The sequence below is a fragment of the Streptomyces viridochromogenes genome (assembly GCF_001270495.1).
Lineage (GTDB): Bacteria > Actinomycetota > Actinomycetes > Streptomycetales > Streptomycetaceae > Streptomyces > Streptomyces viridochromogenes_A.
The window spans coordinates 304,843-331,135 of the sequence record NZ_LGUR01000230.1; the positions used below are offsets into that span (position 1 = coordinate 304,843).

General features: G+C 70.2%; 18 protein-coding genes, 1 pseudogene and 2 CRISPR repeat arrays. Of the genes and pseudogenes, 6 read left to right on the plus strand and 13 right to left on the minus strand.

Annotated elements, in window-relative coordinates:
• Positions 1–106 precede the first annotated feature (106 nt).
• A pseudogene (locus ADK36_RS34850) lies at positions 107–778 on the plus strand (IS481 family transposase); the annotation flags it as partial.
• Positions 779–799: 21 nt separating this feature from the next.
• Positions 800–3,513: direct repeats of the CRISPR family, unit length 29 nt; unit sequence GGGACCATCCCCGCGGGTGCGGGGAGCAC.
• Positions 3,514–3,605: 92 nt separating this feature from the next.
• Here the strand turns inward: ADK36_RS34850 and cas2e are convergent.
• Genes cas2e through ADK36_RS34890 form a run of 8 tightly spaced genes read right to left on the minus strand, consistent with a single transcriptional unit; the run spans position 3,606 to position 12,993 of the window.
• Positions 3,606–3,956, minus strand: coding sequence for a type I-E CRISPR-associated endoribonuclease Cas2e (gene cas2e / locus ADK36_RS34855; RefSeq protein WP_053200345.1), 351 nt, complete (start codon positions 3,954–3,956; stop codon positions 3,606–3,608).
• Positions 3,953–4,924, minus strand: a complete 972-nt coding sequence (gene cas1e / locus ADK36_RS34860; RefSeq protein WP_053200347.1) for a type I-E CRISPR-associated endonuclease Cas1e — start codon at positions 4,922–4,924, stop codon at positions 3,953–3,955. The genes cas2e and cas1e overlap by 4 nt, the downstream gene beginning before the upstream one ends.
• Positions 4,921–5,721 (minus strand): type I-E CRISPR-associated protein Cas6/Cse3/CasE, encoded by an 801-nt coding sequence (gene cas6e / locus ADK36_RS34865; RefSeq protein ID WP_053200349.1) that lies wholly within the window; start codon positions 5,719–5,721, stop codon positions 4,921–4,923. Before cas6e ends, cas1e begins: the two co-directional genes overlap by 4 nt.
• Complete coding sequence (gene cas5e, locus ADK36_RS34870; RefSeq protein ID WP_053200351.1) at positions 5,721–6,458, minus strand: type I-E CRISPR-associated protein Cas5/CasD; 738 nt, start codon at positions 6,456–6,458, stop codon at positions 5,721–5,723. Before cas5e ends, cas6e begins: the two co-directional genes overlap by 1 nt.
• Positions 6,455–7,669 (minus strand): type I-E CRISPR-associated protein Cas7/Cse4/CasC, encoded by a 1,215-nt coding sequence (gene cas7e / locus ADK36_RS34875; protein ID WP_053200353.1) that lies wholly within the window; start codon positions 7,667–7,669, stop codon positions 6,455–6,457. Before cas7e ends, cas5e begins: the two co-directional genes overlap by 4 nt.
• Positions 7,666–8,370: a type I-E CRISPR-associated protein Cse2/CasB gene (gene casB, locus ADK36_RS34880; RefSeq protein ID WP_053200355.1), complete on the minus strand. Its 705-nt coding sequence runs from the start codon at positions 8,368–8,370 to the stop codon at positions 7,666–7,668. Before casB ends, cas7e begins: the two co-directional genes overlap by 4 nt.
• Positions 8,367–10,091, minus strand: a complete 1,725-nt coding sequence (casA, locus tag ADK36_RS34885) for a type I-E CRISPR-associated protein Cse1/CasA (RefSeq protein WP_078942872.1) — start codon at positions 10,089–10,091, stop codon at positions 8,367–8,369. The genes casB and casA overlap by 4 nt, the downstream gene beginning before the upstream one ends.
• A complete protein-coding gene (locus tag ADK36_RS34890; protein WP_053200357.1) occupies positions 10,084–12,993 on the minus strand; it encodes a CRISPR-associated helicase/endonuclease Cas3 in 2,910 nt (969 codons plus the stop codon). Before ADK36_RS34890 ends, casA begins: the two co-directional genes overlap by 8 nt.
• A gap of 245 nt (positions 12,994–13,238) precedes the next feature.
• A CRISPR array of direct repeats spans positions 13,239–16,436; the repeat unit is 29 nt; unit sequence GTGCTCCCCGCACCCGCGGGGATGGTCCC.
• Positions 16,437–16,604: 168 nt separating this feature from the next.
• Between ADK36_RS34890 and ADK36_RS34895 the strand changes: the two genes are divergently transcribed.
• The gene (locus ADK36_RS34895) at positions 16,605–16,925 is read left to right on the plus strand and encodes a hypothetical protein (protein WP_159391236.1); all 321 of its coding nucleotides are present in this window, start codon (positions 16,605–16,607) and stop codon (positions 16,923–16,925) included.
• 104 nt (positions 16,926–17,029) lie between these two features.
• Here the strand turns inward: ADK36_RS34895 and ADK36_RS34900 are convergent, their stop codons facing one another.
• The 5 genes from ADK36_RS34900 to ADK36_RS34920 form a co-directional block, all read right to left on the minus strand.
• The gene (locus ADK36_RS34900; protein ID WP_053200361.1) at positions 17,030–18,442 is read right to left on the minus strand and encodes a DUF6177 family protein; all 1,413 of its coding nucleotides are present in this window, start codon (positions 18,440–18,442) and stop codon (positions 17,030–17,032) included.
• Positions 18,439–20,220, minus strand: a complete 1,782-nt coding sequence (eccCb, locus tag ADK36_RS34905; protein ID WP_234329989.1) for a type VII secretion protein EccCb — start codon at positions 20,218–20,220, stop codon at positions 18,439–18,441. The genes ADK36_RS34900 and eccCb overlap by 4 nt, the downstream gene beginning before the upstream one ends.
• Before the next feature lie 790 nt (positions 20,221–21,010).
• Positions 21,011–21,469: a gamma-glutamylcyclotransferase family protein gene (locus ADK36_RS34910; RefSeq protein ID WP_159391237.1), complete on the minus strand. Its 459-nt coding sequence runs from the start codon at positions 21,467–21,469 to the stop codon at positions 21,011–21,013.
• A complete protein-coding gene (locus ADK36_RS34915; RefSeq protein WP_053200365.1) occupies positions 21,466–22,020 on the minus strand; it encodes a GNAT family N-acetyltransferase in 555 nt (184 codons plus the stop codon). The genes ADK36_RS34910 and ADK36_RS34915 overlap by 4 nt, the downstream gene beginning before the upstream one ends.
• Before the next feature lie 9 nt (positions 22,021–22,029).
• Positions 22,030–23,433 (minus strand): hypothetical protein, encoded by a 1,404-nt coding sequence (locus tag ADK36_RS34920; RefSeq protein WP_234329990.1) that lies wholly within the window; start codon positions 23,431–23,433, stop codon positions 22,030–22,032.
• A 193-nt stretch (positions 23,434–23,626) separates the two neighbouring features.
• Between ADK36_RS34920 and ADK36_RS34925 the strand changes: the two genes are divergently transcribed.
• Genes ADK36_RS34925 through ADK36_RS34940 form a run of 4 tightly spaced genes read left to right on the plus strand, consistent with a single transcriptional unit; the run spans position 23,627 to position 26,170 of the window.
• Positions 23,627–24,121 (plus strand): ATP-binding protein, encoded by a 495-nt coding sequence (locus ADK36_RS34925; protein WP_234329991.1) that lies wholly within the window; start codon positions 23,627–23,629, stop codon positions 24,119–24,121.
• Positions 24,121–24,519 (plus strand): DUF6415 family natural product biosynthesis protein, encoded by a 399-nt coding sequence (locus ADK36_RS34930; protein WP_234329992.1) that lies wholly within the window; start codon positions 24,121–24,123, stop codon positions 24,517–24,519. Before ADK36_RS34925 ends, ADK36_RS34930 begins: the two co-directional genes overlap by 1 nt.
• Before the next feature lie 50 nt (positions 24,520–24,569).
• Positions 24,570–25,469 carry an ATP-binding protein gene (locus ADK36_RS34935; RefSeq protein ID WP_053200369.1) on the plus strand — a complete coding sequence of 300 codons (900 nt, stop codon included), beginning with the start codon at positions 24,570–24,572 and terminating at the stop codon, positions 25,467–25,469.
• Positions 25,469–26,170, plus strand: coding sequence for a hypothetical protein (locus ADK36_RS34940; RefSeq protein WP_053200371.1), 702 nt, complete (start codon positions 25,469–25,471; stop codon positions 26,168–26,170). The genes ADK36_RS34935 and ADK36_RS34940 overlap by 1 nt, the downstream gene beginning before the upstream one ends.
• The last annotated feature ends 123 nt before the right edge of the window (positions 26,171–26,293 follow it).

A 26,293-nucleotide genomic window follows, 5' to 3' on the forward strand; every position in this document is an offset into this window, starting at 1 on the left:
CACGTTGGTGACAGGCGACACGCCTTGAGCGGTCCTTGAAAGGGGTGAGGGCCTCTGGGTTCGGTGTGGATTGCGACATCTACAACCGGCGCCCAGGAGGCCCTCGTTGTCCCACCGTGATGCCCCGCTGACTCCGACCGGCAGGCTGCGTCTGGCCCGGTGTGTCGTCGACGACGGCTGGCCTGTGCGGCGGGCCGCGGAACGATTCCAGGTCAGTCACACCACCGCCGCCCGATGGGCCGGCCGCTACCGCCACCACGGCGCCGAGGGCATGCACGACCGCTCCAGCCGCCCCCATCACTCACCCCGGCAGACGCCCGCCACGGTTGAAGCAGAGGTGGTGCGGATACGGCGAGAGCACCGCATCGGACCACTGCGGCTGGCCGCCCGCACCCGGATCGCCGCGTCCACGGCCCACCGCATCCTCAAACGCCACGGCATGCCCGTCCTGGCCGCGCTGGACCGGGCCACCGGTGAGCCAGTCCGCCGCTACGAACGCTCCCGGCCCGGCGAACTGATCCACATCGACGTCAAGAAACTCGGCCGCATCCCCGACGGCGGCGGCCACCGCACCCAAGGACGCGCCGAAGGCCGACGCAACCGGACCGGGACCGGCTACGCCTACCTGCACACCGCCCTGGACGACCACTCCCGCCTGGCCTACACCGAAGACCTGCCCGACGAGACCGCCCCGACCTGCGCAGGCTTCCTCACCCGCGCCACCGCCTGGTTCGCCGCACACCACGTCACCGTCGAACGCGTCCTGACCGACAACGGGGTTCATGGCTGGACTTGACGCGGGACCATCCCCGCGGGTGCGGGGAGCACGAGCACATCCACCCGCATCAGTTCCGGCACACGGGACCATCCCCGCGGGTGCGGGGAGCACCGGCTCCCTCATCCGGCGCCGCCCGCGGGGCGGGGACCATCCCCGCGGATGCGGGGAGCACGGCTTCGAGCTGCGCGATCTGTTCCTGATCGGGGGACCATCCCCGCGGGTGCGGGGAGCACTCCTGGACGGCGCCGAACGGCATCTACCGCGGGGGACCATCCCCGCGGGTGCGGGGAGCACGCCCTGGCACTTGGGGACTTCGCTGGGCAGTTGGGACCATCCCCGCGGGTGCGGGGAGCACCCACCGAGGGCCGGGCCGCCCACCTTGACGAGGGGACCATCCCCGCGGGTGCGGGGAGCACATGTTGAGGATCGCGGGGTCCAGGGGCGCATCGGGACCATCCCCGCGGGTGCGGGGAGCACCCGTCCAGCATCAGCTTCCGGCAGACGGCCGCGGGACCATCCCCGCGGGTGCGGGGAGCACACCACGGGATACAGAGCGGTGAGCGCGTCGTCGGGACCATCCCCGCGGGTGCGGGGAGCACATCATCGTGCCGCGGAGCTGTTCGGACCGCTGGGGACCATCCCCGCGGGTGCGGGGAGCACCGCACCGCGCCGATGGAGTCGAGGGCCGAACCGGGACCATCCCCGCGGGTGCGGGGAGCACCCCACGTCGGACGCACCGAGGACGGGCGGACCGGGACCATCCCCGCGGGTGCGGGGAGCACATCTCCAACCGTGAGTACGGCGGCCCGTACTGGGGACCATCCCCGCGGGTGCGGGGAGCACCCCAGCGATCGAAGCGCCGGGTTCGAGTCCGGGGGACCATCCCCGCGGGTGCGGGGAGCACACACTCGAGGAAGAGCCCGTCGAGGACGACACGGGACCATCCCCGCGGGTGCGGGGAGCACTGGACCGGGGCGTGGCCGCGCTCTTCTTGGCGGGGACCATCCCCGCGGGTGCGGGGAGCACCGCGAAGCGGCCCGGCCTGGCGGCCCCGCCGGGGGACCATCCCCGCGGGTGCGGGGAGCACGACTCCAGCTCCAGCCCGATCGGGGTGGACCCGGGACCATCCCCGCGGGTGCGGGGAGCACTCGTGAGCGCAGGGCGGGAGTTCTCCGCAGGCGGGACCATCCCCGCGGGTGCGGGGAGCACCGCCCCATCTCGAGGGAGAAGAACGCGGTGGGGACCATCCCCGCGGGTGCGGGGAGCACGTGCGGATCGCCATCGGCGGTCTGATCGGCTGGGGACCATCCCCGCGGGTGCGGGGAGCACGGCGTCGTACGTCCCGCCTCGTATCCCGGACTGGGACCATCCCCGCGGGTGCGGGGAGCACGCGTCAGAGCCGTCACCGCCCCATGACTCGGGGGGGGGACCATCCCCGCGGGTGCGGGGAGCACTGGAGCATCCGGCCGATCTGTTCCAGGTTCACGGGACCATCCCCGCGGGTGCGGGGAGCACTTGCTGCGCAGCGAGTCCACGGCGCCCTTGACGGGACCATCCCCGCGGGTGCGGGGAGCACAAGGCGGAGGCGCTCGACTGCCTCTTCTACACGGGACCATCCCCGCGGGTGCGGGGAGCACTCATCAAGAGTGTCGCTGAGTCGATCTCGCCGGGGACCATCCCCGCGGGTGCGGGGAGCACGACGGTATGCAGCTCCCCGTGATGATCCGCACGGGACCATCCCCGCGGGTGCGGGGAGCACAACGCGTCGCCCGGTGGCGCGAAACTGGTGACGGGACCATCCCCGCGGGTGCGGGGAGCACGAACCGTCTCGTCCGTCTTGGCCATCCTGCCCGGGACCATCCCCGCGGGTGCGGGGAGCACCGGCCTCTGCGCCCCAGGCAGCTCGTCCCCTCGGGACCATCCCCGCGGGTGCGGGGAGCACGTCGTAGGTGCGACCTTGGTAGGCGTCGAAGTGGGACCATCCCCGCGGGTGCGGGGAGCACCCGAGGAAGGACTGCGGATAAAGACGGCCCTCGGGACCATCCCCGCGGGTGCGGGGAGCACCCACTACATGCCCGCTATCGGCTTGAATGGAAGGGACCATCCCCGCGGGTGCGGGGAGCACAGAACGTCCGCCAGCAGCACCGAGCCCGACCGGGGACCATCCCCGCGGGTGCGGGGAGCACGCGATGCGGCACCAGGGGCAGCCGCGCGTGTCGGGACCATCCCCGCGGGTGCGGGGAGCACCTGGAGACCTACGGCGAGATGAGTGTCGAGGAGGGACCATCCCCGCGGGTGCGGGGAGCACAGCGAACCGGCAGGTCGAACAGGGTGTCGGGGGGGACCATCCCCGCGGGTGCGGGGAGCACGATGCGGCGGTCGATCGAGTTGGGTGCGGCGAGGGACCATCCCCGCGGGTGCGGGGAGCACGCGGTGTCGATGCCGGCCCCGACGAGCAGTGCGGGACCATCCCCGCGGGTGCGGGGAGCACTCCCAGAACCCCGGGCGCATGACCGATGAGGAGGGACCATCCCCGCGGGTGCGGGGAGCACCAGCCCCCACCCGTTCCACAAGCGGCGCTCATGGGACCATCCCCGCGGGTGCGGGGAGCACGGAGCCCGCCGATGTCCGAGTGGAACCTGAGTGGGACCATCCCCGCGGGTGCGGGGAGCACCCTGGCAGTCCCCCGACCACCCCTTGGGGGTCGGGACCATCCCCGCGGGTGCGGGGAGCACACTTCGCAACCTGCTGCTTTAGGCGTGGTCGGCCAGGTTCTCCAGTACTTTCACGGGTTCCGACATTTGGCACAGGGCTGGCATTCTGGACTTCAGCCTCTCGTGAAGCGGCGTCGTTTGGCGGCGTTGCTCCAGCCAGGTTTGGGAGTGTTGTTGGTGGGCTGGGTGTTGGGGTTCGGGCGGCGGATAAGGGTCAGGCCCTCGTGGTCGATCGGGTGCCATCCGTGGTCGTGTGTGCGGAAGGTGAAGCCCTGTTCGTTGTTGGTGGTGTGGACGAGGAGGGCGCGGCCCTGTCCCGCGTATTGCTGGACTTCGTTCCAGAGGGCGTCTCGGATGCGGGCCGACGGGTTGCCGATGAAGACACCGGCGGAGATTTCGAGGAGCCAGCGGGTGAGGAACCCGCGTAGCCCGGACGGGCAGTTGGTGAGGACGATCACGGTCACCAGGGCATCGCTTCCTCGTCGTCCGCGTCCGCGTAGTTGTGTCCGGAGGCCACCTGCCGGCCTCGGTCGCTCTGGAGCGTGACGCGGTCCAGTTCGTCGGCTGGGTGGGCGTCCGTGTCGGTGGCGTCGGGCATGAGGAGGTTCTTGATGTCGTCGACGCAGCGGTCCAGCAAGGACGTTGCGTTGATGCGGTCGCGCAGGGCGCGGCGGGTGCGGGCGCCGATGTCCTGTTCGTCTTCGCCCGCGATGTCGAAGGCGAGGGGGATTCCGATCTCGGTCTTGTACAGGTCGGCGATGTCCAGGACGAATGAGAGCTCGTGGCCCGAGTGGACGAAGCCGAGTGCGGGGCTGCAGCCGAGGGAGGCGACGACGGCGTGGGCGATGCCGTACATGCACTGTGCGGCGGCGGTCACGGCCTGGTTGACGGGGTCGCCACTGGTGAAGTCGCCGGGGGTGTACTTGCGGCCTCGCCAGGGGATGCCGGTGCGGGCGGCGTGTTCGCGGTAGCAGTCCTTGACGCGTCGGCCTTCGCGGCCGAGGAGTTCCTGCCGGGTGAGTCCCGCGGGGTCCTCGTCGGGAAAGCGCAGGCGGTACATCGCGCGTGCGACGGCGAGACGGGTACGGGGGTTGGCCCATTTCAGGGCTTGGGCCTCGGCGAGCGCGGATGAGCGGGTCAGGGCTCTGCCGCCTGCGTAGTAGCGCACTCCGTTCTCGCCGACCCAGGCGACTGCTGCCCCGGTTTCGCCGAGGACGCTCATCGCCTGGTGGGTGATGCGGGTGCCGGGGCCGAGGAGGAGGGTGCCGATGGTGGCGGACGGGATGTGGGTGGTGCCGTCCGCGTCCTCGGCGGTGATGGCGTTGGCGTCCCGGTGGACGGTGCAGCGTTCCAGGTAGACGAAGGAGAGGCGCTCGCTCGTGCGGGTGAGGTGCCGTGGAGTGAGCGCGGCGCGTCGGCCGACTGTCGTCACTGGTTACGCTCACCTGCGCTGGGAAGCGGGGCGAGCGTCATCAGCCCGCAGCCGTATGCCTTCGCCTTGCCGAGCCCCTGGACGAGGGTGCGGCGCAGCAGGTCGGAGTCGGTGACCTGGAGTCGGCCGTCAAAGGTGACGGCGACCAGGCTGACCGATCGCCGTCCTGGCGCGTTGTCACCGCGGGACTTGGCGAAGGACAGGTTGCGCTGGTCCCGGACGATGAGTTCGTAGCGGTCGCCGTGGTGGGTGGCCTTCTTGTGCGTGTTGCCGCTGGGCAGAAGTCGCTTGCTGTCGGGTTTTTCGCAGATGCGGAATCCGCAGCGTTCCTGCCGTTCGAGGAGCCATGCCATCTGATGAACGGGGGTGAGGTGGGCGGTCCTCTTGATCGGTTCGTCGTCCTTGCGGCGGATGTGGTGCACCGGGTTGGCGGTGAGCCGGAACGCCCAGGTGGTGCCCTGTGCGAGCCGGTCAAGGAATGAGGCGTAGGGCCGGGTCTGCCAGCCGGGATTGTCCGGGTCGGCCGCTGCGGCGGCCGGCCAGCCGGCTTGCTCGACGAGGTGGGTCAGGTCGGGCCGGTCAGGACTGACCACGTACAGGAAGACCTCGGCGGACGCGTTGTGGTCCAGGCGCCACAGCACCCGTGGACCATCGGATGGCGTGCCGGGACCGGCCGAGACTGTGGGCAGCAAGTGGGGAAACGACGACATGACGGCCGCGTGCAGCGACTGAGGGGAGGAGAGCAGGCGCCGGGCGCCCGGGCGCGCGGTGTTGATACGGAAGCGGGACAGGTACATCAGGGGCTCTCTTCCTCCAAAGCGGCGAACGGGTCGTGCGGGGGCACGGTCCTGGGTGTCGAGGCGGCCCTGGCGGTGGGGTTCAGCACCTCCACGGTTGAGGTGACCACGGTGCGCAGGGCGTGCCGGCGGTGTTCGGCGGCGAAGCTGAGGGGCTGGTCGCGTAGCAGGTCCCCATCGGGTTCGTCGGGACGGGCTTCGCGCAGCACGGTCAAGGACACGGTCGCGTCGCCGCGGCGCTGCTTGCGATACCAGGCGGCGGCCTGCCAGGGCTCCGCCTGCAGTGCCTCGGCAAGCCCGGCCCCGCGGTGCAGGCCGAGCCGGACCGGATGGGCCGGCGGGCAGGAGCGTCGGCCGAGGTAGGGCGGATGGACAGGGTTGTGCAGCGCAGCGTCGAGTTCGTCGAGGAGTACCTCCTCGCCCTCGACCGCGGCGACGAAGACCGCGTCGGCGAGGTAGTAACGCTCGGACAGAGGCATCGACTTGCCGGTGTCGGCATGATGGGCGGTCTGGAAGTCGCGGACCCGCGTGCCGGGTTGGTCGACGCGGACCCCGAATCGGAGTATGGCCAGCCGGGCCAGTGCCTCGTCGTCGCGGCGGTCCATACCTCGGGCCGCGGCGAGCATGCCGATCACGCCGCTCTTGGTCGGGGCGGACTCGGTGGTGCGGCGGGCGAACCGGGCCGAGGCCCCCCACGCTTGCAGGGGGCCTGCCAGCCGCAGGGTCAGCACGCTCATGCGGGCTTCTCCATGCGCTCGGCGACGGCCTGGCCGACCGTCTCGACGAGCGAGGACAGGCTGGGTGTCTCCTGGCCGATGCCGGCGAGCTTGTCGGTGGCAGCTCCCACGCGCAGTACCCAGGTTAGGGTGGACTGCTCGTCGCCGTAGGCCCGTTCGACCTCGGGAATGTATTCGGCCAGGCGGGCGGATGCCTCGCGCAGATGCCCGCCGCCGGACTCGGCGCTCACCGGTTCCTCGAATGCGGCGACGAAACTGATGGGACGGGTGGTGCGCAGCTTGACGACGACTGCATCCGGCAGGGTGTGGTGCCCGAAGGTGTTGATCTTGCCCTTGGGTAGTGAGGCGACGAAGGCGTGTACGAACGCCTCGACGGCGCGGCGTACGGGGGTGTTGACGGGTTCGTCCTCGCGCAGTCCTTCGCCGAGATTGGCGGCGAGCTGGTGCACGCTGACGGCGGCGTAGCGGTAGAGGGTCGCGGAGTTGAAGTCGACCGTTCCGATCATGCCGGCGCCGGTCTCGGCGTCGGTGTTCTCGTCGTCGACGGCCGTGTAGTAGTCGGATTCGCTGTCCACGCGGTGCACGCTGATGGCGTGGGCGACCTGGGCGGCCGCATCGACGTTGAAGTCGGTCGAGTCGGCGACCATGCGCCCGAACAGGGCGATGTCGACGGAGTGGCGAGTGTCCGCGATCTGCTTGGCGTGCGCCTTGTTGTCCTTGTCCTTCAGGTACGCCCTGATGTCGGCGGCCCCTTCGACGGCGAGCGCGGCAAGGCCGTCGAGCTGCCGGGCGCTGAGGAACATCAGGTACTTGGACTGCGGCGCCACCTCCTCCAGCTTCTCGCCCGCCGCTTCGGCCTTCGCCGTGCGCGCCTTCCGCTCCGGTACCACCATCTTCGAGCCGGTGGCTGTCTCCATCACCTCGGCCGCCAGCGCCAGCGCCTCAGCGTCCTTGATCGACGCGTCGAGATCCGTGATGCGATCCGCAAGGATCTCGGCGACCTTCTTCGTCCGGACGCCCAGTTCGCTCGGGTCGAGCAGTTGCTCGGCACCGAAGTACTCACGGGTGACACGCTTCCAGGCCTGGCTGGAGACCCGGGCCCGGGGAACCCCGCCGTAGACGGCCGACTTCGGGGCTCCGGTGTCATCGCGGTTGAGGTTGCTGGGCGGCACAGTCTGCAGGGCGTGCACGTCGAGAAAGATGCGGTTCATGATGCGTCCTTGGTCGTGTCGGAGTCAGAAGCGAGGCCGGCGGCGGGGGTTGATCCGGCCGGGTCATGGGGATCGGGCTCGGAGTTCTTGGTCGGGCGGTAGGCATGGAATGAGCGGCCCCACGCGCGGCGTACCTCGTCCCGGCCGCCTGGCCGCTGCCAGTGGCACAACTGCCCGGCGAGCAGGGCATAGTCGAGTGCGATGTCCTCGCGGCGTAGCAGCAGCACGATCTCCCGCAGCCGCTGTGCCAGCGAGGGAAGGTCCGGAGCATGGCCTGCACGGACGAGCCGTTTGAGGATCGCCTCGTCGATATCCCCCTTGGGCATGAGCCGACGGACGGCGGAGCCCAAACCGGCGGGTGCGTCCTTGCGGTCGGGCTGGTGCATACCGGTTCCACGCGACTGCTGGTGCAAGGCCCACAGGGTCAGAGCGACGTGCACGGCGTCTTCGGCACGGGTCAAGTCTTCGTCGCGCGGGGGCAGGCCGCCCTCATGCGTCGGATCGTGCAGGGGGCCGGTGTCGATCAGACCCCACAAGTCCGGAACCTGATGGACCTCCTTGCCGGCGCCGCGGCGCAGCCGGGCCAGGGCCGCCACCGCGCGCGGCTGGTCAGCCAAGTAGCCCCGCTGCAAGCCGTTGATGTTCTCCGCGGTGATTCGCCGGACCCGTTCCGGGAGAGCGACAAAGGTCGGAGTGGTCACGAGCGTGCCCTTTCTGCGGGAAAGCCTGCGCCGGCTTCGGCGGCGGAGTCGGCACCGGGAAGCTGCTGCTCGCCGGTCTCGGCGCCGGAGGAATCCAAGAGACCGAGTGCATCACCGAGCCGATGCCGGAACCACCCTTGTGCATAGGCGGAGTTGAACCACACGGCGCCCTTGGGGGTAGCCACGATGCGGCCCTCCCACGCGGCGTCTCCGGCCTCGGCCAACAGCCGTTCGCTGAGCCGACTGATAATGCGGTGGGTCTGGCGACGCCACAGCGTGCGCTGCTCGCCGGGGTCCACGGCGTCGGCCAGCCTGCTCAGCCAGATGCGGTACGGGCCGTCCAGTGCGGCGAAGCCGCGTTCTCGAGCCCTGCTACGGGGCCCTTCCGTTTGGGTCCCCGCGGCCCGCGCAAGGTCGGTGGCAAGGTCACCGAGAACGGCGACGGCCTGCTCCGCGTCCCCCACCGCATCGATCGCCTGCTGCGCGTACTCCCGGTCCTGACGGTGCAGCAGCAGGACCGCCATGGACAGGTGGTCGTTGACGATCTCGTCGATCACGGACTGCTGAGTGCCGTACACCGCACCGACCACCCGCGTCCGAATCAGGAAGCCGCGGGGCAGCTCTCCCTCGGTGACCAGCCGGGCGACCCACTCCAGGATCCCGGGACGCAGTGAAGACGCGGCCTCCGCGCCCTGGCCGGCGACTTCCCGTTCGGCGATGAGCGAGGACAGCCCCCGCCATACGGCGCGCGATGGGTCGTGCTCGCGGGGCAGGTAGACCAAGGCCTCGCCGCGCTTCTTCTCCTGCGCCTTGCTGCGCCGCCACGCGGTCATGGGCTCACGTGTGTGCAGGTTGTGCGCGGTGAGAGGGTCGCCGTAGCCGAGGACGACGCCATGCACTCCCGCCTCGTCGAAGTGGAGCCGCAGCCGCCGCGTCTGCCAGCTGTACAGGTCGCGTACGCCCGAGGGGTGTCTGTTCGCGGCGGCTGCGGGGCCGCACGGCTCGCGTCGCCAGGCCGGCCGGTCGTCGCCGTCGATGCGCAGTCCGGTGGTGTCTGCGGCGACCAGGTTGAGCAGCAGAGTTTCGCGCAGGGTGTTGCCCTCGACGAAGACCCCGCCCAGGGTGCCCGCCCAGCCCACTCCAAGCGGGTACACCTTGCCGTTCTTGGCTCGGGCGTCGCCGACGGTGCCGGTCTTGATGCCGGAGGTGTCATAGGCGTGGGCGTGCACCACCCAGCGGGCGGCCTCGGCGAAGCCGAGCCGGTCGACGGCAGGCATCCGGGAGGTGAAGAACGGCTCCCCGTTGGGGACGTCGGCGACGATCCGGTTGAGCGAGAACACCTCGTCGCGCGCTGTGCGCAAGTCCGCCACTTGGAAGAACGGTGTGCGCGGGTGCAGCAGGTCAAATCGGCCAAGGTGCGCATCGAAGTACCCAGGGACCGGCGCGAAGCAGTCGTTGTCCGCCCACAGTTGTGCCCAGTCCTCGGTGTCACGCGGCCCGTTCAGGGCGTCGTGGGCCACGGCCAGCAGCAGCCGCAGCAGGGCGAACTCCTGGGTGGGCACGTCGCCGACGATCCGGCGCAGGCTGTCGGCCTGGGCAAACACCTCTCGCAGGGATAACTCGTCCTGCGTGCCGTCCTGCCGCAGGACCGGGATCCATGGCCGCAGAGTCAGGTCGAACGACAACGAGCCGTTCGCACGGCTTTCACTGGCGTCAGACACGCGTCACCTCAAGTCCGTCGGAGGGGCTGTAACGGAGTGAAAACCCTGCCAGACGGGTCTGACAATCGGCGTCCAGCGCGAGAATCAGCTGGCCGGCCAGCCAGTGACTGTCTTTCACCTGCCAGGCGGGAACGTAGAGTTCCTCGAGTTCGGCGATGGCGCGGTCCATCACGTCCGCGTACGAGAACTGGCTCGGCAGCCGCAGCCCGCAGGCGGCCGCCGCTCTGGCCGCCCGAGGGGCGGGGGGCCGGTCCTGGGGCAGCTCCAAGTCTGCCTTGTCCGGCGCGATCCAATCCACGGTGGCCAGCGACCCGTCGGCCCGCCGCTGCACGACCACGACCTCCAGGCTCTCCCTGCTGTCACGGACCTGGGCTCGGCCCGTGCGCGTGTCGTCCGCGTCCCCCACGCCGGCCGCCACCCAGCCGATGAGCGGGCGCCCCGGCCGGCCCACCGCATCCAGCCGGAACGCACCGGCTCGCTCGGCCTGGTCCTTACGATGCTCCTCGTGCCGCTGCAGCGCCGTGTCCATCGCTTCTGCCCAGCCGGCGGGACTGGCCGCTCCTTCCGCGTACGCGCTCTGCACCAGCGGGCTGATGTCCTGCGGCAGCCGCACCGGCCGACGTGGACCGTCAAGGTGCTCCAGCAGTACGGCGGCCGAGCGCAGCAGCCCGTAGGCGCCGTACACGGCAACAGAACCCCGTACCGGCACAGGCACCTGGCCCGTCCAGTCGGCACCGGTCACCAGGCAGCGCGCGGTACGCAGCCGCCGTGGACGTTCCGCTTGGTTCTCGCCCCGCTGGTGCCGGTGCAGACGTCCCATGCGCTGCAGCAACAAGTCGACCGGGCACAGGTCGGTCACCAGCAGGTCAAAGTCGACGTCCAAGGACTGCTCCGCCACCTGGCTGGCCACCACGACATGGGGGCCACGTGGACGCTCCGCACTCTTGCCCGGCGGCCCGAACCGGGCGAGCAACCCGGCGTCCTTCGCGGCCCGGTCCAGGTCAATGAAGCGCGAATGGGCGACAGTTACGGCGTCGTCACCGAACCGCTCGCGCAGGACCCGCGCCGTTTCCAGAACCCGATTGACGGTGTTCCGCACCACCAGCGCGCACCCCCCGCCCTCCAGCTCGGCGACCAATCGGTCCGCCAGGACACTGAAGTCGTCGTCGAGACGTTCGAGACGGACCGATGTCCCGCGAGCCGATGCCTGTGGGCACTCGACGACGGGCGTACCACCCGGCGGCACAGCCGTCAGCAGCGGGTACGCATCAGTCCGCGCCACCACCTCGAACTCTTCCGCACCGACGGCGCCCCCGCCTCCCGCATAGGCCTCAGCCAGCTGCCGCCTGCGCCCGGCGGGCAGCGTCGCCGACAACACCACCACCGGCACCCGGTACGCCCCCAGCCACGACAGCACCCGGTCCAGATAGGCACTCATGTACGTGTCGTAGGCGTGCGCCTCGTCGATCACCACGACCTTGCCCGCGACGGCCAGGTGCCTCAACGCCAGATGCCGACTCTTCAGCCCCGCGAACAGCAACTGGTCGACCGTACCCGCCACGAACGACGACAACATCGCCTTCTTACGCCCCCGCAACCACGCGTGTGCCACGAGTTCGGCCGACGCGGTCCGCTTGTCATCCGCAGGCCGCCAAGGACGTTCTTCCTCATCCACCTCGACGGCGGCAATCCGCTGCGCACTCTTGCGCATCAGATCCGCGTACTCGTCGTTGAGAGCCGCCTTGGAATGCGCCAGCAACGCCGACAGCCGCGTGCCCTCCTGCGCAGGAAGCCGCTTCAGCCAGTCCAGCAGCCGTGGAAACATGGCATTTCCCGTGGCCATGGTCGGCAGCGCGAAAAACACGCCGCCCGCGCCCGACCGTGCAGCCAGCACCTCCGCCACCGCCAGCGCGGCCTCCGTCTTCCCCTCGCCCATCGGCGCCTCGATCACCATCAACCCCGGGACTGACATCCTGCGCGCCAGCCGCACCGCCGCCTCCTGCACCGGCCGTACGACGGCCCCCGGCGGCAGGACGAATCGCGTTCGGAACAACTCCTCGACGTTATCCGGCGGTTCCTCGGCCCTCCACGGCTCGGGCAGGCGAAGCCCCTGCCACGCAGCTGCCACCCGCTCGGCGCCCGTACGATGAGCCGCCTGCGGAAAATACGGAAACAGGTCAGGGTTGCTGGCGATCCAGTCGGCAACGATCACCAGTGCCGACAGCAGTACCTGTACCGGCTGCGGCAGTTTCACCGCCCGCCACGCCGCGAGCCGATCCCGTACACCGAACTCGTCGGCACACGCGTCCATCAGCTCCTCTTGCACCTGCCGCCACAACACCCGGCTCGCCCCCGGAGTCCGCAGCAGGTGAGGACGGTCGTCCAAACTCTTCAACTGCCCGTGGTCCGGGGTCACACCGTGATGCCCACCCACGACAACCGTGAACTGCGCAGACTGCCGCCCAGTCCAGCCGTGCTGCTCCTCCAGCCACTGCGCCAGCAGCACCTGCCCGGCGAGGCCGTGCGGAGCCAACCGCCGGTCAGGCCCGAACTGCCGCCGCGTCTTCATCTCCAAACCGTGCGCACGCATGACGTCGGCGAGTTGGTCGACCTGACACGCGAACGCCGGCGTCGCCTTGCCTATGTCGTGCACACCTGCCAGCCAGACCGCCAGCCGCCGGCCATCCCGCTCACCACCCGGCAACGCCTCGGATATCAAAGCCCGTACGTTCGCGGGCAGCCACCGGTCCCACAACAGCCCCGCCACCGCGGCGCTGTCCTCCATGTGCCGCCACAACGGCAACCAGCCCTCGCTGTCCCGGTCATGCTTCGCCCACACCGTCCGCACCGACCCCCTGAGCCGATCTCCCAGCCCAGACCCGGACTCTCCGTTATGCGCCATCCCTGATACATACAGGCAGATACCGCCCGACAACTCCTCCTTCGACAAACCCGAACACCGTCGCGACCTGAGTCCGCACAGCTCCACGCATCGGCAGGCCTGCCTGACGGCGACGTACACTCCGCCTTCAGCCTCAAACTGACGACCAACGACCGGTAGATTTGCACCCTATGAGGGGAATGGCCGTCTCGGTGAAAGTACTTCCGAACCCCGCTCGGCAGTCATGACACTGCAGGTCACCGAGTGTGCTCCCCGCACCCGCGGGGATGGTCCCGCCTGCGTGAGTTCGGCGTCCTGGGCTTCGTTGTGCTCCCCGCACCCGCGGGGATGGTCCCGCCGGGCGGCTCATGCTGCCCACGGGCCTCACGTGCTCCCCGCACCCGCGGGGATGGTCCCGTCTCGTCATGAGTCAGGGCGATGTTGGGGCCGTGCTCCCCGCACCCGCGGGGATGGTCCCATCCCCGATCTCTTCGCGTGGATTGTCGGGGTGTGCTCCCCGCACCCGCGGGGATGGTCCCTCCGCTGCGGCCCGGATGCTGCGCGCGAGATCGTGCTCCCCGCACCCGCGGGGATGGTCCCCGCAGTCGGCCTCTACCTACGCGAGGGCTACGGTGCTCCCCGCACCCGCGGGGATGGTCCCAAGGCCGACGTCTACGCCGCGACGCTCGCGAGGTGCTCCCCGCACCCGCGGGGATGGTCCCCCGAACGCCCTCTGGCTGATGGCTGCTCCGATGTGCTCCCCGCACCCGCGGGGATGGTCCCGTATCCGGACGCCGCGAACGACGTGTTGGTCTGTGCTCCCCGCACCCGCGGGGATGGTCCCCAGGCCCCTATGGCGGCTTCATTTGCCGATCTGTGCTCCCCGCACCCGCGGGGATGGTCCCAGGTCGAGCTGGTCGGGCTGGTCTTCGATGCGGTGCTCCCCGCACCCGCGGGGATGGTCCTGACAACCGTGCATCGGAGGCCGATAGTCCACGGTGCTCCCCGCACCCGCGGGGATGGTCCCAACGGGATCAAGTGGCGGTCCCTGGGCAGAGAGTGCTCCCCGCACCCGCGGGGATGGTCCCTCCTAATCTCGTCAGTTAGACGATAACTAGAGGTGCTCCCCGCACCCGCGGGGATGGTCCCCACCCGGCCCAGATCCGGGTGACGGAGTCGTTGTGCTCCCCGCACCCGCGGGGATGGTCCCTCCTCGGTCGGCAACGGGGTGCCGGGGTTCTCGTGCTCCCCGCACCCGCGGGGATGGTCCCTCACCGACCAGCAGCAGGCAGCGCTCAAGCCGGTGCTCCCCGCACCCGCGGGGATGGTCCCGACGAGCTGACCCTGGCGGGGGTGGTGGTGAAGTGCTCCCCGCACCCGCGGGGATGGTCCCTCGGTCGGGCTCGGCTCCGGGCTCTCGGCCTTGTGCTCCCCGCACCCGCGGGGATGGTCCCCGCGTCACCGGGAAGTTCCTGGAGCCCACACCGTGCTCCCCGCACCCGCGGGGATGGTCCCTCGGTGGAGAGTTCTTCTTCGGTGCGGCCGTTGTGCTCCCCGCACCCGCGGGGATGGTCCCGAGCTGGACACGCTCGCCGCTACCTTGCGCGGGTGCTCCCCGCACCCGCGGGGATGGTCCCGGCGACCAGCCCCGCATCCGCATGCACTTCGCGTGCTCCCCGCACCCGCGGGGATGGTCCCACAGCCCTGACCCAGATGAGGGCGACGGGCGTGTGCTCCCCGCACCCGCGGGGATGGTCCCAACCGGATCGTCGAGCCGCACGAGCGGATCGTGTGCTCCCCGCACCCGCGGGGATGGTCCCTCGAACCTGGCCGCCACGGCAACATCGGGAAAGTGCTCCCCGCACCCGCGGGGATGGTCCCTCGAACCTGGCCGCCACGGCAACATCGGGAAAGTGCTCCCCGCACCCGCGGGGATGGTCCCGTCGGCCCGTACGTCCAGGAGCAGCGTCGGTAGTGCTCCCCGCACCCGCGGGGATGGTCCCTGGGCGACGTCGTTGCTTTCGACGCGGACCATGTGCTCCCCGCACCCGCGGGGATGGTCCCGCGCCGAACAAGCCCGCCAGTGGGATGCCATCGTGCTCCCCGCACCCGCGGGGATGGTCCCTCGGTGACCCGCTGCTCCAGCTCGGCCATGCGGTGCTCCCCGCACCCGCGGGGATGGTCCCGATGTAAGTCGGTCTGGTACGGGTGAACTCCTGTGCTCCCCGCACCCGCGGGGATGGTCCCAACAACTACAGCGCACGCCTCGGATTCCAGACGTGCTCCCCGCACCCGCGGGGATGGTCCCAGCACGGGTACGCGAACGGCCCCACCCGCATTGTGCTCCCCGCACCCGCGGGGATGGTCCCTGGGTGGTGACGGGGCGGCCGTGCTGCCTTATGTGCTCCCCGCACCCGCGGGGATGGTCCCATCCCCTGCCGGGCCGCCGGGTTGAACCCGAGGTGCTCCCCGCACCCGCGGGGATGGTCCCGACGGCACCGCCGCATCCGGCTCCGGCTACAAGTGCTCCCCGCACCCGCGGGGATGGTCCCTTCAATGGCGGAACGGCCTTGAGTTCGCCGGTGTGCTCCCCGCACCCGCGGGGATGGTCCCGCGGTCGTCCTCGCCGTCCTCGGACTGCTGACGTGCTCCCCGCACCCGCGGGGATGGTCCCCGCGCCCTGCCAGTCCTGAAGGGCCGGGACTTGTGCTCCCCGCACCCGCGGGGATGGTCCCAAGTGCGCTGAGAAGGACTGGGACTACAAGGGGTGCTCCCCGCACCCGCGGGGATGGTCCCACGGTCCGGAACGCGCAGGAGCGGGTGGCGGAGTGCTCCCCGCACCCGCGGGGATGGTCCCCCGCGCGGGCACCGCTGGGCACAGTACGGCGTGTGCTCCCCGCACCCGCGGGGATGGTCCCGGGATCGTCACGGTCTCGGCGTTGGAGGAACGGTGCTCCCCGCACCCGCGGGGATGGTCCCAACCAGGTCTACGACCTCAGCCGTAGAGACGAGTGCTCCCCGCACCCGCGGGGATGGTCCCCATGCAAGAGTGTGCGGTGATCGGCGCGGAACGTGCTCCCCGCACCCGCGGGGATGGTCCCAAGGCGAAGGACCGCATCAACAACACGGTGTGCTCCCCGCACCCGCGGGGATGGTCCCGACTACCGCTCCCGCCGGGGCGAGGGCCCGGAGTGCTCCCCGCACCCGCGGGGATGGTCCCCGGCTGGTGGTCACCCCGAAGATGCGCCGGCGGTGCTCCCCGCACCCGCGGGGATGGTCCCCTGGAGGAGATGCTCCCGCGCGTCGGCGAGATGTGCTCCCCGCACCCGCGGTGATGGTCCCTTGCCCAGCTCCGGATCGTCGGCCAGCCGGAAGTGCTCCCCGCACCCGCAGGGACGGTCCCAACTTCGCCCGCTACGGCAGCCGCGTCGCGAAGTGCTCCCCGCACCCGCGGGGATGGTTGCCGGTGAGACGTCTGCGAGCAGGGCGGTCTACCTCCGCTCGCGCGGAGAGCACCGTTTCGATCCCGCCGGATCACCCCCGCGTCGACGGGGAGCACGTGCCGCAAGACGGGCACGCGATGTGCTGATGCGTGCTCCCCGCCGACGCGCGGTGATCCGTTCCCGTGGGCCATGTACGTCCAGCAGGGCACCGCTTCAGGGGCTGAGGATGTGGCCTTCGGCGTCTACCAGCCGGCCGTCACCTCCGCCCTGCCGCCTGGCTGGGTCGGCAACAGCTCCGGGGTCGGCAAGCCCGCGATGATCGCTCCCCGCTGGGACGCCGGGAAGTATCTAGGCAACTCCACCGGCGGCTCCGACGCCGCCAACATGGGCGCCGCTTCTTTCAGTTACCTGGCCACCCTCGTCCACGGCACCAAATCGACCGCTCCCGAGCGCGGCGTGGCAGCGCACATCAAGAAGGGTGTAGCTCGCCCGAGTGACCTGATCGTTTAGGCGGTGAGGTCGTACTCGTTCTGGTAGCGGGCTTGGTGGACGCGTTCGTGTGCGTGTTGCACGTGGAAGGCCCGTTCACCGATGCCGGGATCACTCCACGCGAGTTACACCCTTCCGGGAAAGTCCTTGAGATGGTCGGTGAGTCGTTGGAGCGTCGTCCAGGACTGAGCATCGGTGCCTTCGCCCAAGGGGTAGTGCAACGCGGGTCTGGCGGTGGGACCGAGTCGGAGAGGGCGGACATTGAGAGGTGGGTGGAGGGCGTGGGCGAGGCCGATGTCCATGACCGTTTCGGGGCTGAGCGTGAACGAGACGGGGATGGGCGGGACTTCGAAGCGCGGGGGGATGGTCAGGTCGCGGCGGGCGCTCCGGAGTGAGGTGAGCATGGTGACCAGGCCGTGATCGGCGGCGAGGGCTTCAGCGAGGGGCTCGACGGTGTCGAGGGGCGGGGTTTCGGTCGTGCCGTAGCCGAGGGTGAGGGTGATGTCCTCCTCGACGCCGGCCGGGGTGCGGGTGATGCGGATGGTGGCGATGGCCGGGCGGTCGGGGTGGCCAACGGCGGTCAGCCAGGTGGGCCGGGGTGCCCGGGAGCGGGCCAGGTCGGTCAGCTGGCGTGTGGACCAGGGGAGGTTGACCGGTTCGGCGGTGCTCCATCCTGCCGGCGGGGCGATGGTCAGGTGCCGGAAGGCGGCTTCGAGGGCGCGTCCGAGGACGAGGTCCGCGTCGGCGGGGTGGCGGGTGCGGAGGGTGAGGATCAGCTGGCGGTCGCCTGAGTCGGCGGTGGGGGTGAAGGCCTCGGCGATCCGGGGGGTGCCGTTGTCGTCGTGTACGGGGGTGAAGGTGCCGTTTTTCCAGTGGAGTACGGCGCCGGAGAGTCCGTCGTAGTAGCCGTGCTCTGGGTCCTGGACGACCCAGCGGTTGGGCAGGCCGTGCAGGGCGGTGCGGGTGGGCAGGGTGAGGCGTGCCGTCGGCGGCGTGACGATCTGGAGGGCGCGGTCGGTGGCGGTCGTGGTGCGCAGGGCGTCGGAGAGCCAGCTGGTTATGGCGACCAGGGGCCGGTCCTGGATGACCACGGCTGTCGAGTCGGTGAGGACGTCCACGGAGGGGGTGGAGGTGGCGGGCACCGGGATCGCCGAGACGTCGGTGGTGAGGGGGACGACGTCCGTGGTGGCGGCCTCCGGGGGCCAGACCGTGCCGCCGAGGACGGTGGCCAGGCGCCCGGCGAAGGAGCCGGCGAGGCGTCCGGCCTCGGCGACGGCGGTGGAGGCGCGGGCCTCGGTCCACCACACCGGGCCATCGTCGACGGAGTGCCCCAGCAGGCGGGTGGTTTCGCCGGGTACCTGGACGAGGATGGGGGCTTCCACGGAGACGAGGGGGCGGCCGTCGGGGGCGCAGAGTTGGACGACGGCGCCGTCGGCCGTGGTGTTCACGCCGAGGTCGGGGCCGCCGGCGTAGAGACCAGCGAGCAAGGTGGGCAGGTCCGGCATTTTCGGGGTGAGGGCGATGACGTCCTTCGTCACTCTGTGTCGGCCTCTTCAGCGGTCAGGGCGGTCTGGATCAGCTGGTGGGGGCGGCCTCGTCGGACAAGGGTGCCGCGGCCGGGCGGCTGCTGGGAGGCGTACAGGCCGGGGAAGAGCTGGCCCTCGGTGCGCTCGCCGGTCATGACGAGTGCGGTGGTGCCGGTTTCACGCAGGGCGGTCAGCAGGGGTTCGTACAGGGCGCGGGAGGCGCCGGCGGTGCGGCGGGCGAGGACGAAGTGCAGGCCGATGTCCTGGGCGGAGGACAGGTACGGCAGGAAGGGGGCAAGCGGCTGTTGTCCAGCGGCGGTGAGGATGTCGTAGTCGTCGACAAGGATGACGATCCGCGGTCCGGTGAAGGCAGGCTCGGCGGTCAGCGGCGCGTCGGGGTCGGCCGTCTCCGGCAAACGCTTTTCCAACTCGGTGGCGATGCCGGTGGACAGGGCGGCGGCGAGTGTGGCGTTGTGGGCGTAGCCGCCGCGGTAGGGCTCGGGGATGCTGCCGCGCAGGCCGCGGCGCGGGTCGAAGATGCCGAAGACGAGTTCCTCGTCGCCGTAACGCTCGACGAGCTGGGTGGCGATCAGCTTCAGCAGGTTGGTCTTGCCGCACTCGTTGTCGCCGAGGATCAGCAGGTGCTGGTCGGTACCGAACAGGTCGAGGAGGGCCGGTGCGAGGGTCTCCTGGTCGACGCCGAGGGGAATCCTCGCCGGTTCGGTGGCCGGGGTAGGCAGCTTGGCGGAGGGCAGCCGGGTGGGCAGTACACGGACGGGTGGGGCGAGTTCGCCGTGCCAGGAGGCGCGGATGGTGCGGGCTGTGCGCTCTAGGGAGGGGCCCAGGTCGCCGGTGGCGGGCCGGTTGTCGATACGGGGCAGGGCGACCTGCGCGAACAGCTTGCCGTCGGTCAGTGCGCGGCCGGGGTTGTCGGGGGACAGGGTTTCGGAGAGCTTGCGGTCGATGGTGGAGTCGGCCGGGTCGTTCAGGCGTAGCTCGATGCGGATGCCGAACATGGACTGGGTGGCGATGCGGACGTCGTTCCAGCGCAGCATGCCGGCGACGACGTGGATGCCGTAGCCGCTGCCACGTTTGAGAAGGTCGGCCACCGGATCGTCGAGGTCGGCGAACTCCTCGCGCAGGGCGCCGTATCCGTCGATGAGCAGCACGATGTCGGTGGCGCCGAGTTCAGGCAGCCGTCCCTGGGCGCGCAGGTGACGGAGCTGGTCGATGGAATCGATGCCGCGCTCGCGGAACAGTTCCTCGCGCTGGGTGAGCATGGTGCGCACCTCGGCGACGGTGCGGGCGGCGCGTTCGTGGTCGGCGCGGGAGGCGATGCCGCCGACGTGTGGCAGGTTGGCCAGGGCGGACAGGCCGCCGCCGACGAGGTCGAGGCCGTAGATGGCGACGTCGTACGGGGTGTGGGTGAGGGCCAGTGACAGGGCGAGGGTGCGCAGCAGGGTGGTCTTGCCGGACTGAGGGCCGCCGATGACGGCCACGTGTCCGCCGGCGACGGTCAGGTCCAACAGCCACGGCCGCTGCCACTGACGGGCCGGGTCGTCGAGGATGCCGAGCGGGATGCGGAGTGGTCCGTCACCGCGGGTGAGGCGCAGACCGTCCGGGCCGGCCTGGAGGGGCCCGGCGGCGGCGTCCAGGGTGGTGGCATCGGGCAGCGGGGGCAGCCAGATCCGGCGTACCGGTGGGGCGGCGGTGGCGAGTTGGCCGACCATCACGGACATGACGGTCGGTCCGGTCTCGCGCTTGGTGGCGAGGGGCTCCTCCGCGGCCACGGCCTGTTGCGGTGTGTTGTACGTCGGATAGGGCTGGGCGAGCGGCTCGTCGTCGCGCTCCTTGCGCAGGGACGGGCCGTGGTAGGCGCCCGAGACGTAGCCGGCCTTGAAGCGTTCGTAGGTGGAGGAGCCGTCGCGATAGGCCGAGGGTGTCCATGGCGGGGGCTCGGATGAGGCATCGTCGAGGACCTGTCAGGCCACCGAGCCCACAGCCGCTACCAGCTCCCGTACGCGTCACCCGCGGGTGATGGGACCGGAGTTACCGACGATCTGCCGGATCGCGGGCCGGTCACGCACCTCACCCGGGGAGACGCGCGCCGCCACAGCAGCTCGGCGGTCGTCTGCTCCGCCGGTGGCTTGGATACCTCGCCGAGCAGGGCATCACGACGGGGCCCGTGTTCCGGCACGTCCTCAAGAGCGCCGTCGCCTCGCGCGAGACCAGGGCGAAGACCGCCACCGTGCGGGGCGAGCGCCTGCGCGGCCACACGCCTCAATGAGCGTGTGCAGCTCTGGTTCTCAGCGGCCCGTCTGGTGACCGACGGCCGACCGGTCAGTTCCCAAGGTCTCCGCGCAGGCGGCGCCACTGACCTGGCCCAGAACGACGCCACCGATGACGAGCTTGAGGAAGCCGGCCGCTGGGCCAAGGGGCTTCCATCCCCCGCACCGTCTACAACCGTCCGGCGCAGAAGGCGAAGAGGGACCCGTTCGACAAGGTCCCAGTACACAATCCAGCGGCGGCGGCGGACTGACGCGGCATCCAAGGACCCGGCCGCCTCGGGTGCCGCTTGGGCTACTCGCCCTTCGGTAGTCCCGCGGCCAGTCTTGGCCCGATCCGCGCACACCGATCGGCGTACGCCTGGAGGTGTTGGACCTCGAAGGCGGCGGCGCCCCAGTCTTCCGCCAAGACGTCCCCACCCGGCCATACGTACGTCCATCCGCGTTGGCCGGTGGAGAGCACGACTTCCCGCAGCTCGTACCGGTCATCCTCGAATGCGTCGAGGATTTCCCACTCTCCGTCGGTCAGGTCGGTCAGCAGCACGCCGGGCGCCGAGCCACCGTGTGAGTACGCGACCAGTCCGGGATAGACGCGGCCAGCCAGTGCGGCGGCGCGCCATTCCGGTGCGGAGACGGGTGTGCGTGCGGGTATTCGCCCCAACAGACCTTTCAGGACAGCATCAAACTGAAGCGTGCCGTAGCAGAACAGCACGTCGGGGCCTTGCGCGACTCGTTCCCGGCGGCTGGAGGTCACCGGCTCACCGCTCTCCATTCGTCCTCGAGCATCGCGTGCACGACCGAGTCACGCCATCGGCCGGCTTTCCTGATGTGGCCGCGAATGGTGCCTTCCTCGACCATGCCCGCCGCCGTCATCGTCTTCGCTGATGCCTCGTTGAGTGGGGAGCGTGCGCCCCAGACGCGATGCAGACCTAGGTCCTCGAACCCGAGCCCGAGGAGGAGGCGAACAGTCTCGAGGCCGTAGCCAACGCCCCAGGCATCTGGGCGCAGCGCGAAGCCGAACGTGGCCGCGCGCTGCTGGTGCGGGTCCATGGCGAGCCGACCGAACCCGATCAGTTCGTTCGTATCCCGCTCGACGACGGCGAGCGCGTACTCGCTGCGCGGCTCCGCTGTGGCCGAGGCAATGGACCGGGCCACGATGTCGCCGACCTGCTCGCGAGTGCGCGGCTCGAACGACAGGTGCTCCGTGGCCTCGGGGCTCCCGTAGATGGCGAGCACCGCGTCGACGTCCTGGATGCCGAGTTCGCGGAGGGCGAGTCGTGGGCTGGTGCGCGTGACCGGGTACATGGCCGGACCCTATCCCCGAGGGAGGGCTGGCCGATTGGCTGGGAAGGCCGCGATCTCCGCACGGAGGTCGCGGGCGACGACGGCCGTGCGCGCCGGGCTGTGCAACAGCGCCTGGCGTACGCGCTGCGCTGAGACGATGATGCCGTTGTTCCGGTGAGTGCTGGGCAGGTCCAGCACGGGGCGAATGGCGGCGGCAGCGCCGTCCAAGTCACCGCTGAAGAGGCGGATTAGCGCCAGGTCGCATTGCGATCCGGCAAGGTCCCCGAACGCCCAGTTCGGGGAGCTCGGGTCGCTGAATCCCCGTACGGCTTCCTCTGCCTGCGCCGCGAGTTGGGCGTCGCCGTGGCCGAGGAGCGCCTCGGCCTCCACCGTGTAGTAGAGCTGCTTTTCAGGGGCGTACGTGAACAGTCCACCGAGCTGGTCGAGGTCGTCGGGGATGATGCGCTCTCGCCGGTCGGTGGCCTCCTGGTTGGCTTCGCGCACTGTCTCCTCGTCGCCCAACACTGCGGCGGCACGGGCCCGGAGGCCGAGGAGCCACAGCCCAACGGTTCCGCGCAGGTTGGCGGCAGTCGCGGCGCCTTGGCTCGCGTAGTGGTATGCGTCCTCCGGCTTGTCCGCCCAGTACGCGATCAGCGACTTGAGCCCGTCGGTCAGGGCAATGAGCCCAGCGTGTTCGGCGGTCCGGGCGCAGGAGGCGGCGACGCGGGTCATAGTCATCGCCTGGTACGGGGACTCCATGTCGTTGAAGCCTTTGGCGACGAGGAACGACAGCACTGCCGCCTTGACGTTCAGGTCACGCAAGTGCGACAGCTGCCGAACCCTGCCTCCCTCGAGGAGGCGGAAGACCTGTTCCTGTGTTTCGAGCAGGTCGGGCCAGAGCGTTGAGAGGGGCTCTCGCGGGTACGCGGCGACCAGGCGCCCCACCTCGTCGTCGAGGAGGCCGAGCGTGTCCTCGCCCACCACCTCGCGGTCCATCCCCAGAAGGAACTCCTTCGCGCGCTGCACAGCCATCGCGCCCGTCCTTTTCATCTCGTTCAGGTCCACGCCGACGGCGGGGTCGGTGTGGAGTGCAGTCGGTGACGCGCCGGTCAACGGAGCGAAGTTCGGTGTGGTGCCTTCGGGGACCTCGGTCCACAGGTCGTCGATGCTGTAGCCCAGCATTTCGACGATGACCTCTCGAAAGGCCCGCTGCGGCTTCCTGCCGTCGTAGAACCATCCCTCGACGGTCTTTGAAGCTGGCTCCACGTTGCTGTCCAAGCCGAGCCTCGTGGCCGTCTTCCTGTAGAGGGGAAGGACGTCCTCGGGGGTTCGTATGCCGCGTGCTTCGAGCGTGTATCGGAAGAACAACACGGCGCTTGCCTCCCATTCGTCCGTCTGCGCGTCACTGCCCCGACGGTAGAACGCTGTCCCCATCAAGTTGCCCCGTACAGACCGTACTTAGCAGATCCGAGGAAATACCGAGGGAAGTTAGAGGGCGACCGTCAACTTTGCACCAAACACCGAGGGCGATCTGGGGGTAGAGCCGTCTGCACACCGTTGCAACGCTCGTAACAGCCCTCGCTGAGAGTGCGCGGACGTGCACATTCATGGATCAGGGAGTTCCCCCATGCCCCCCAGAGTTGCCGGAGCGACGACAGCCGTACGGACGCCTCGCGCGGTCGCGTGCCGCGACGGCGACGTGATGAACGAGCGCTTCAGGGTCGCCCCCCGCCGTGGTGATACCCCGCCCCGCGCAGAGGACGCCCACCGCGTAGGAATCATGCGCCGGGTCGCTGCAGCACGGCTCAGATACTGCGGCCTCGATGAGCTGGTGGACGACGTGATGACGATCGTCTCCGAGCTGCTTACGAACGCGCTTCTCCACAGTGGCACCACGGAGATCGAGCTGAGGGTGGCTCTCGATGACGGCTCTCTCCGCATTGAGGTCTGTGACGGCCAGGAGGGCAGCATTCAGCCCAAGCCGGCGAATGACAACGACCAGTCAGGTCGGGGCCTCGCGATCGTTGAAGGCCTGGTGCAGGAGAACGGCGGCAAGTGGGGCGTCAGCGACGACGGCACGACCGTCTGGTGCCTCCTGGCGGCCCCCCATGGGGGATCGTGATGGTCGCCGTGACGGCCGACGTCGCCGCGCAGTTACTGAGCCGACCGTCCTCCAACGATCACGAGACGCTAGGAGTGCTCCTCGCCGGCCTGCGACGCTCCCTCGCCCATGAGGCGATCGACGACGAGTTGTACGACGACCTGGAGTCCGTACTCGGCGAGCACGCGCACCCCGCTCCGGGCCAAATCGTGGACATCGCGAGGCGGTTCCGGGAGGCGACGACGACGCTCGTGGAGTTCGTGCCGCACCTCGTGAGGCCGTACCCGCTCGATGAGATCCAGTGCCTGATCCAGGTGAGCGCCGAGCATCCCAGCCCCGACGGTGCACACGGCCATCTCCGCCGGTTCGCCCTGGCCGTCCTCGCGCTTCTCGACCTGATGGGAGATGACGGCTGGTGACTGTCATTGCACGCCCCGAGCTGCCGAACGACGCTATGCCTCTGACTCAAGTGGAAAGGCGCGCGGTTGCCCTGGCCGCCCTGGGCCACAGCAGCGTGGAGATCACGGGGAAGCTGGCCGAGGAGAAGCACGCCCTTCCCACGGCCGGCTTGGGGCCGATCTGGACCGGGGCCGCGACGAAGCTCGGCGCCGAACGCAGCCGGCCGCAGGGGCGGCAACCCGAACTTGTCTTTCGCGCGCGTGTCCACGCCATCCTTGACGCCCCGGATCCGGAGGACGCCGGTTGGCTACCTCCTGACGTCCTCGACTTCATCCAGGCCCTGGCCCGTGGCAGGACGCTGAAGCAGTACGCGCTGGACGACCTGCGCGTACAGGTCTGGGAAGTGGACCAGATCGCCAAGCAGACTCGGAAGCTGCTGGGCGGAGCGCCGACCCAAGCGAGCATCGTCTACCGGGCCCTGCCGCAGCTGCTGCGCACCGTGCAGCCTCCTGTCGAGGACGTCGGGACAGACCTCGTGCCGGTCTCGCGGCCGTCGCCGATCGTCGTCACCCTCCAGACCGAACTGCCCGGCGACATCAGCGCCGTGCGAGCGGCACGGTGGTGGACGCGGGCCATATTTCCCGCCCTCCGCTGGGCGGGACCCATCGTCCAGGCCGCCGAGGTGGTCGCCCGGCTGGTCGACAACGCAGTACGCCACGGCATGCCCGATCACGTGGAGACGCAGACGCTCCTCCTGCGTACCGCCGTCAACGCGGCAGGAGATCTCATCATCGACGTGAGCGACCTCGACCCCTCATTCCACGACTTCGACGCCGCAGCGAGAGGCGAGCGGGGACGCGGCCTTTCACACCTCGCAAATCTGGGCGCCCGGGTCACCTGGTTCCTGCACCACGACGGCCCCGGCAAGACCGTACGCGCACTCCTCCCGCCAGGGGAGGTGGACCTGTAATGCCGAAACAGCACTACTGGAACGGCCTCCACGTTCCCTACATCACGCACTGGACTGCGGAGGCCATCGAGCAGCCGAAGGTCGTCCGGATCGTCGGGCGCGGCGGCGAGGGCATCGGCTACGAGGACGAGAACCCCGTGACCGACCGCCGCCACGAGGCGCTGTGGGTACGCTCCGGCCTCGGGCAGGGCCGCGGCCGGCCCGACTTCGCCCGGCTCAACTCGCTCCGGCAGAAACGTGCGATGCGGTACAGCCTGTGCCAGGTGTGCGGAGAGTCGGTTCTTGACTCGCGGGCCGACGAGCGGACCCTGCACCTGATGGGCGCAGCCGTCCCGATCGCCGAGGGGGAGACCACCACCGCACCCCCTCTACACCCGCTCTGCGCGATTGAGTCGATCCAGACGTGCCCGCACCTGCGGCGAGGGTTCGCCGCCGCGCTCGTTCAGTACACCCCGCTCTGGGGAGTGGCCGGAGTGGTCTACGACCCGGTCACGCTCGCTCCGCTCCCCACCCCTGGGAAGCACCCGGACGACCTCGCGCACGTCTCCATCGGCGACAAGCGCATCCGGTGGACGCTGGCCAACTTCACCGTGGTCAGCCTGCACGGCGTCACCCCCGTGTCCCTGGAGGAGCTGCACGCGATGGCGGAGGAAGACGCACGGGGTGCAGCGGCTGGCGGCCAACGGGTGGGCGCCACCTAGTTTCTGCCCGGCGGCCCGGTTGCCGATTCGGCCCTGGCCCGCGGGCAGAGCACAACTCCCGCCGCGGGGTGGGCAGACACCGTTTCCGTCCCCCACGGCGTTACTCCTCCCCGCACCGGGCCC

Bases quoted from the DNA above. Each gene is read 5' to 3' on its own strand.
- cas6e (WP_053200349.1), bottom strand. From the start codon at position 5,721: ATGTACCTGTCCCGCTTCCGTATCAACACCGCGCGCCCGGGCGCCCGG.
- cas5e (WP_053200351.1), bottom strand. From the start codon at position 6,458: ATGAGCGTGCTGACCCTGCGGCTGGCAGGCCCCCTGCAAGCGTGGGGG.
- cas7e (WP_053200353.1), bottom strand. From the start codon at position 7,669: ATGAACCGCATCTTTCTCGACGTGCACGCCCTGCAGACTGTGCCGCCC.
- ADK36_RS34890 (WP_053200357.1), bottom strand. From the start codon at position 12,993: ATGGCGCATAACGGAGAGTCCGGGTCTGGGCTGGGAGATCGGCTCAGG.
- ADK36_RS34895 (WP_159391236.1), top strand. From the start codon at position 16,605: ATGTACGTCCAGCAGGGCACCGCTTCAGGGGCTGAGGATGTGGCCTTC.
- ADK36_RS34915 (WP_053200365.1), bottom strand. From the start codon at position 22,020: ATGTACCCGGTCACGCGCACCAGCCCACGACTCGCCCTCCGCGAACTC.
- ADK36_RS34920 (WP_234329990.1), bottom strand. From the start codon at position 23,433: ATGGGGACAGCGTTCTACCGTCGGGGCAGTGACGCGCAGACGGACGAA.
- ADK36_RS34925 (WP_234329991.1), top strand. From the start codon at position 23,627: ATGCCCCCCAGAGTTGCCGGAGCGACGACAGCCGTACGGACGCCTCGC.
- ADK36_RS34930 (WP_234329992.1), top strand. From the start codon at position 24,121: ATGGTCGCCGTGACGGCCGACGTCGCCGCGCAGTTACTGAGCCGACCG.
- ADK36_RS34940 (WP_053200371.1), top strand. From the start codon at position 25,469: ATGCCGAAACAGCACTACTGGAACGGCCTCCACGTTCCCTACATCACG.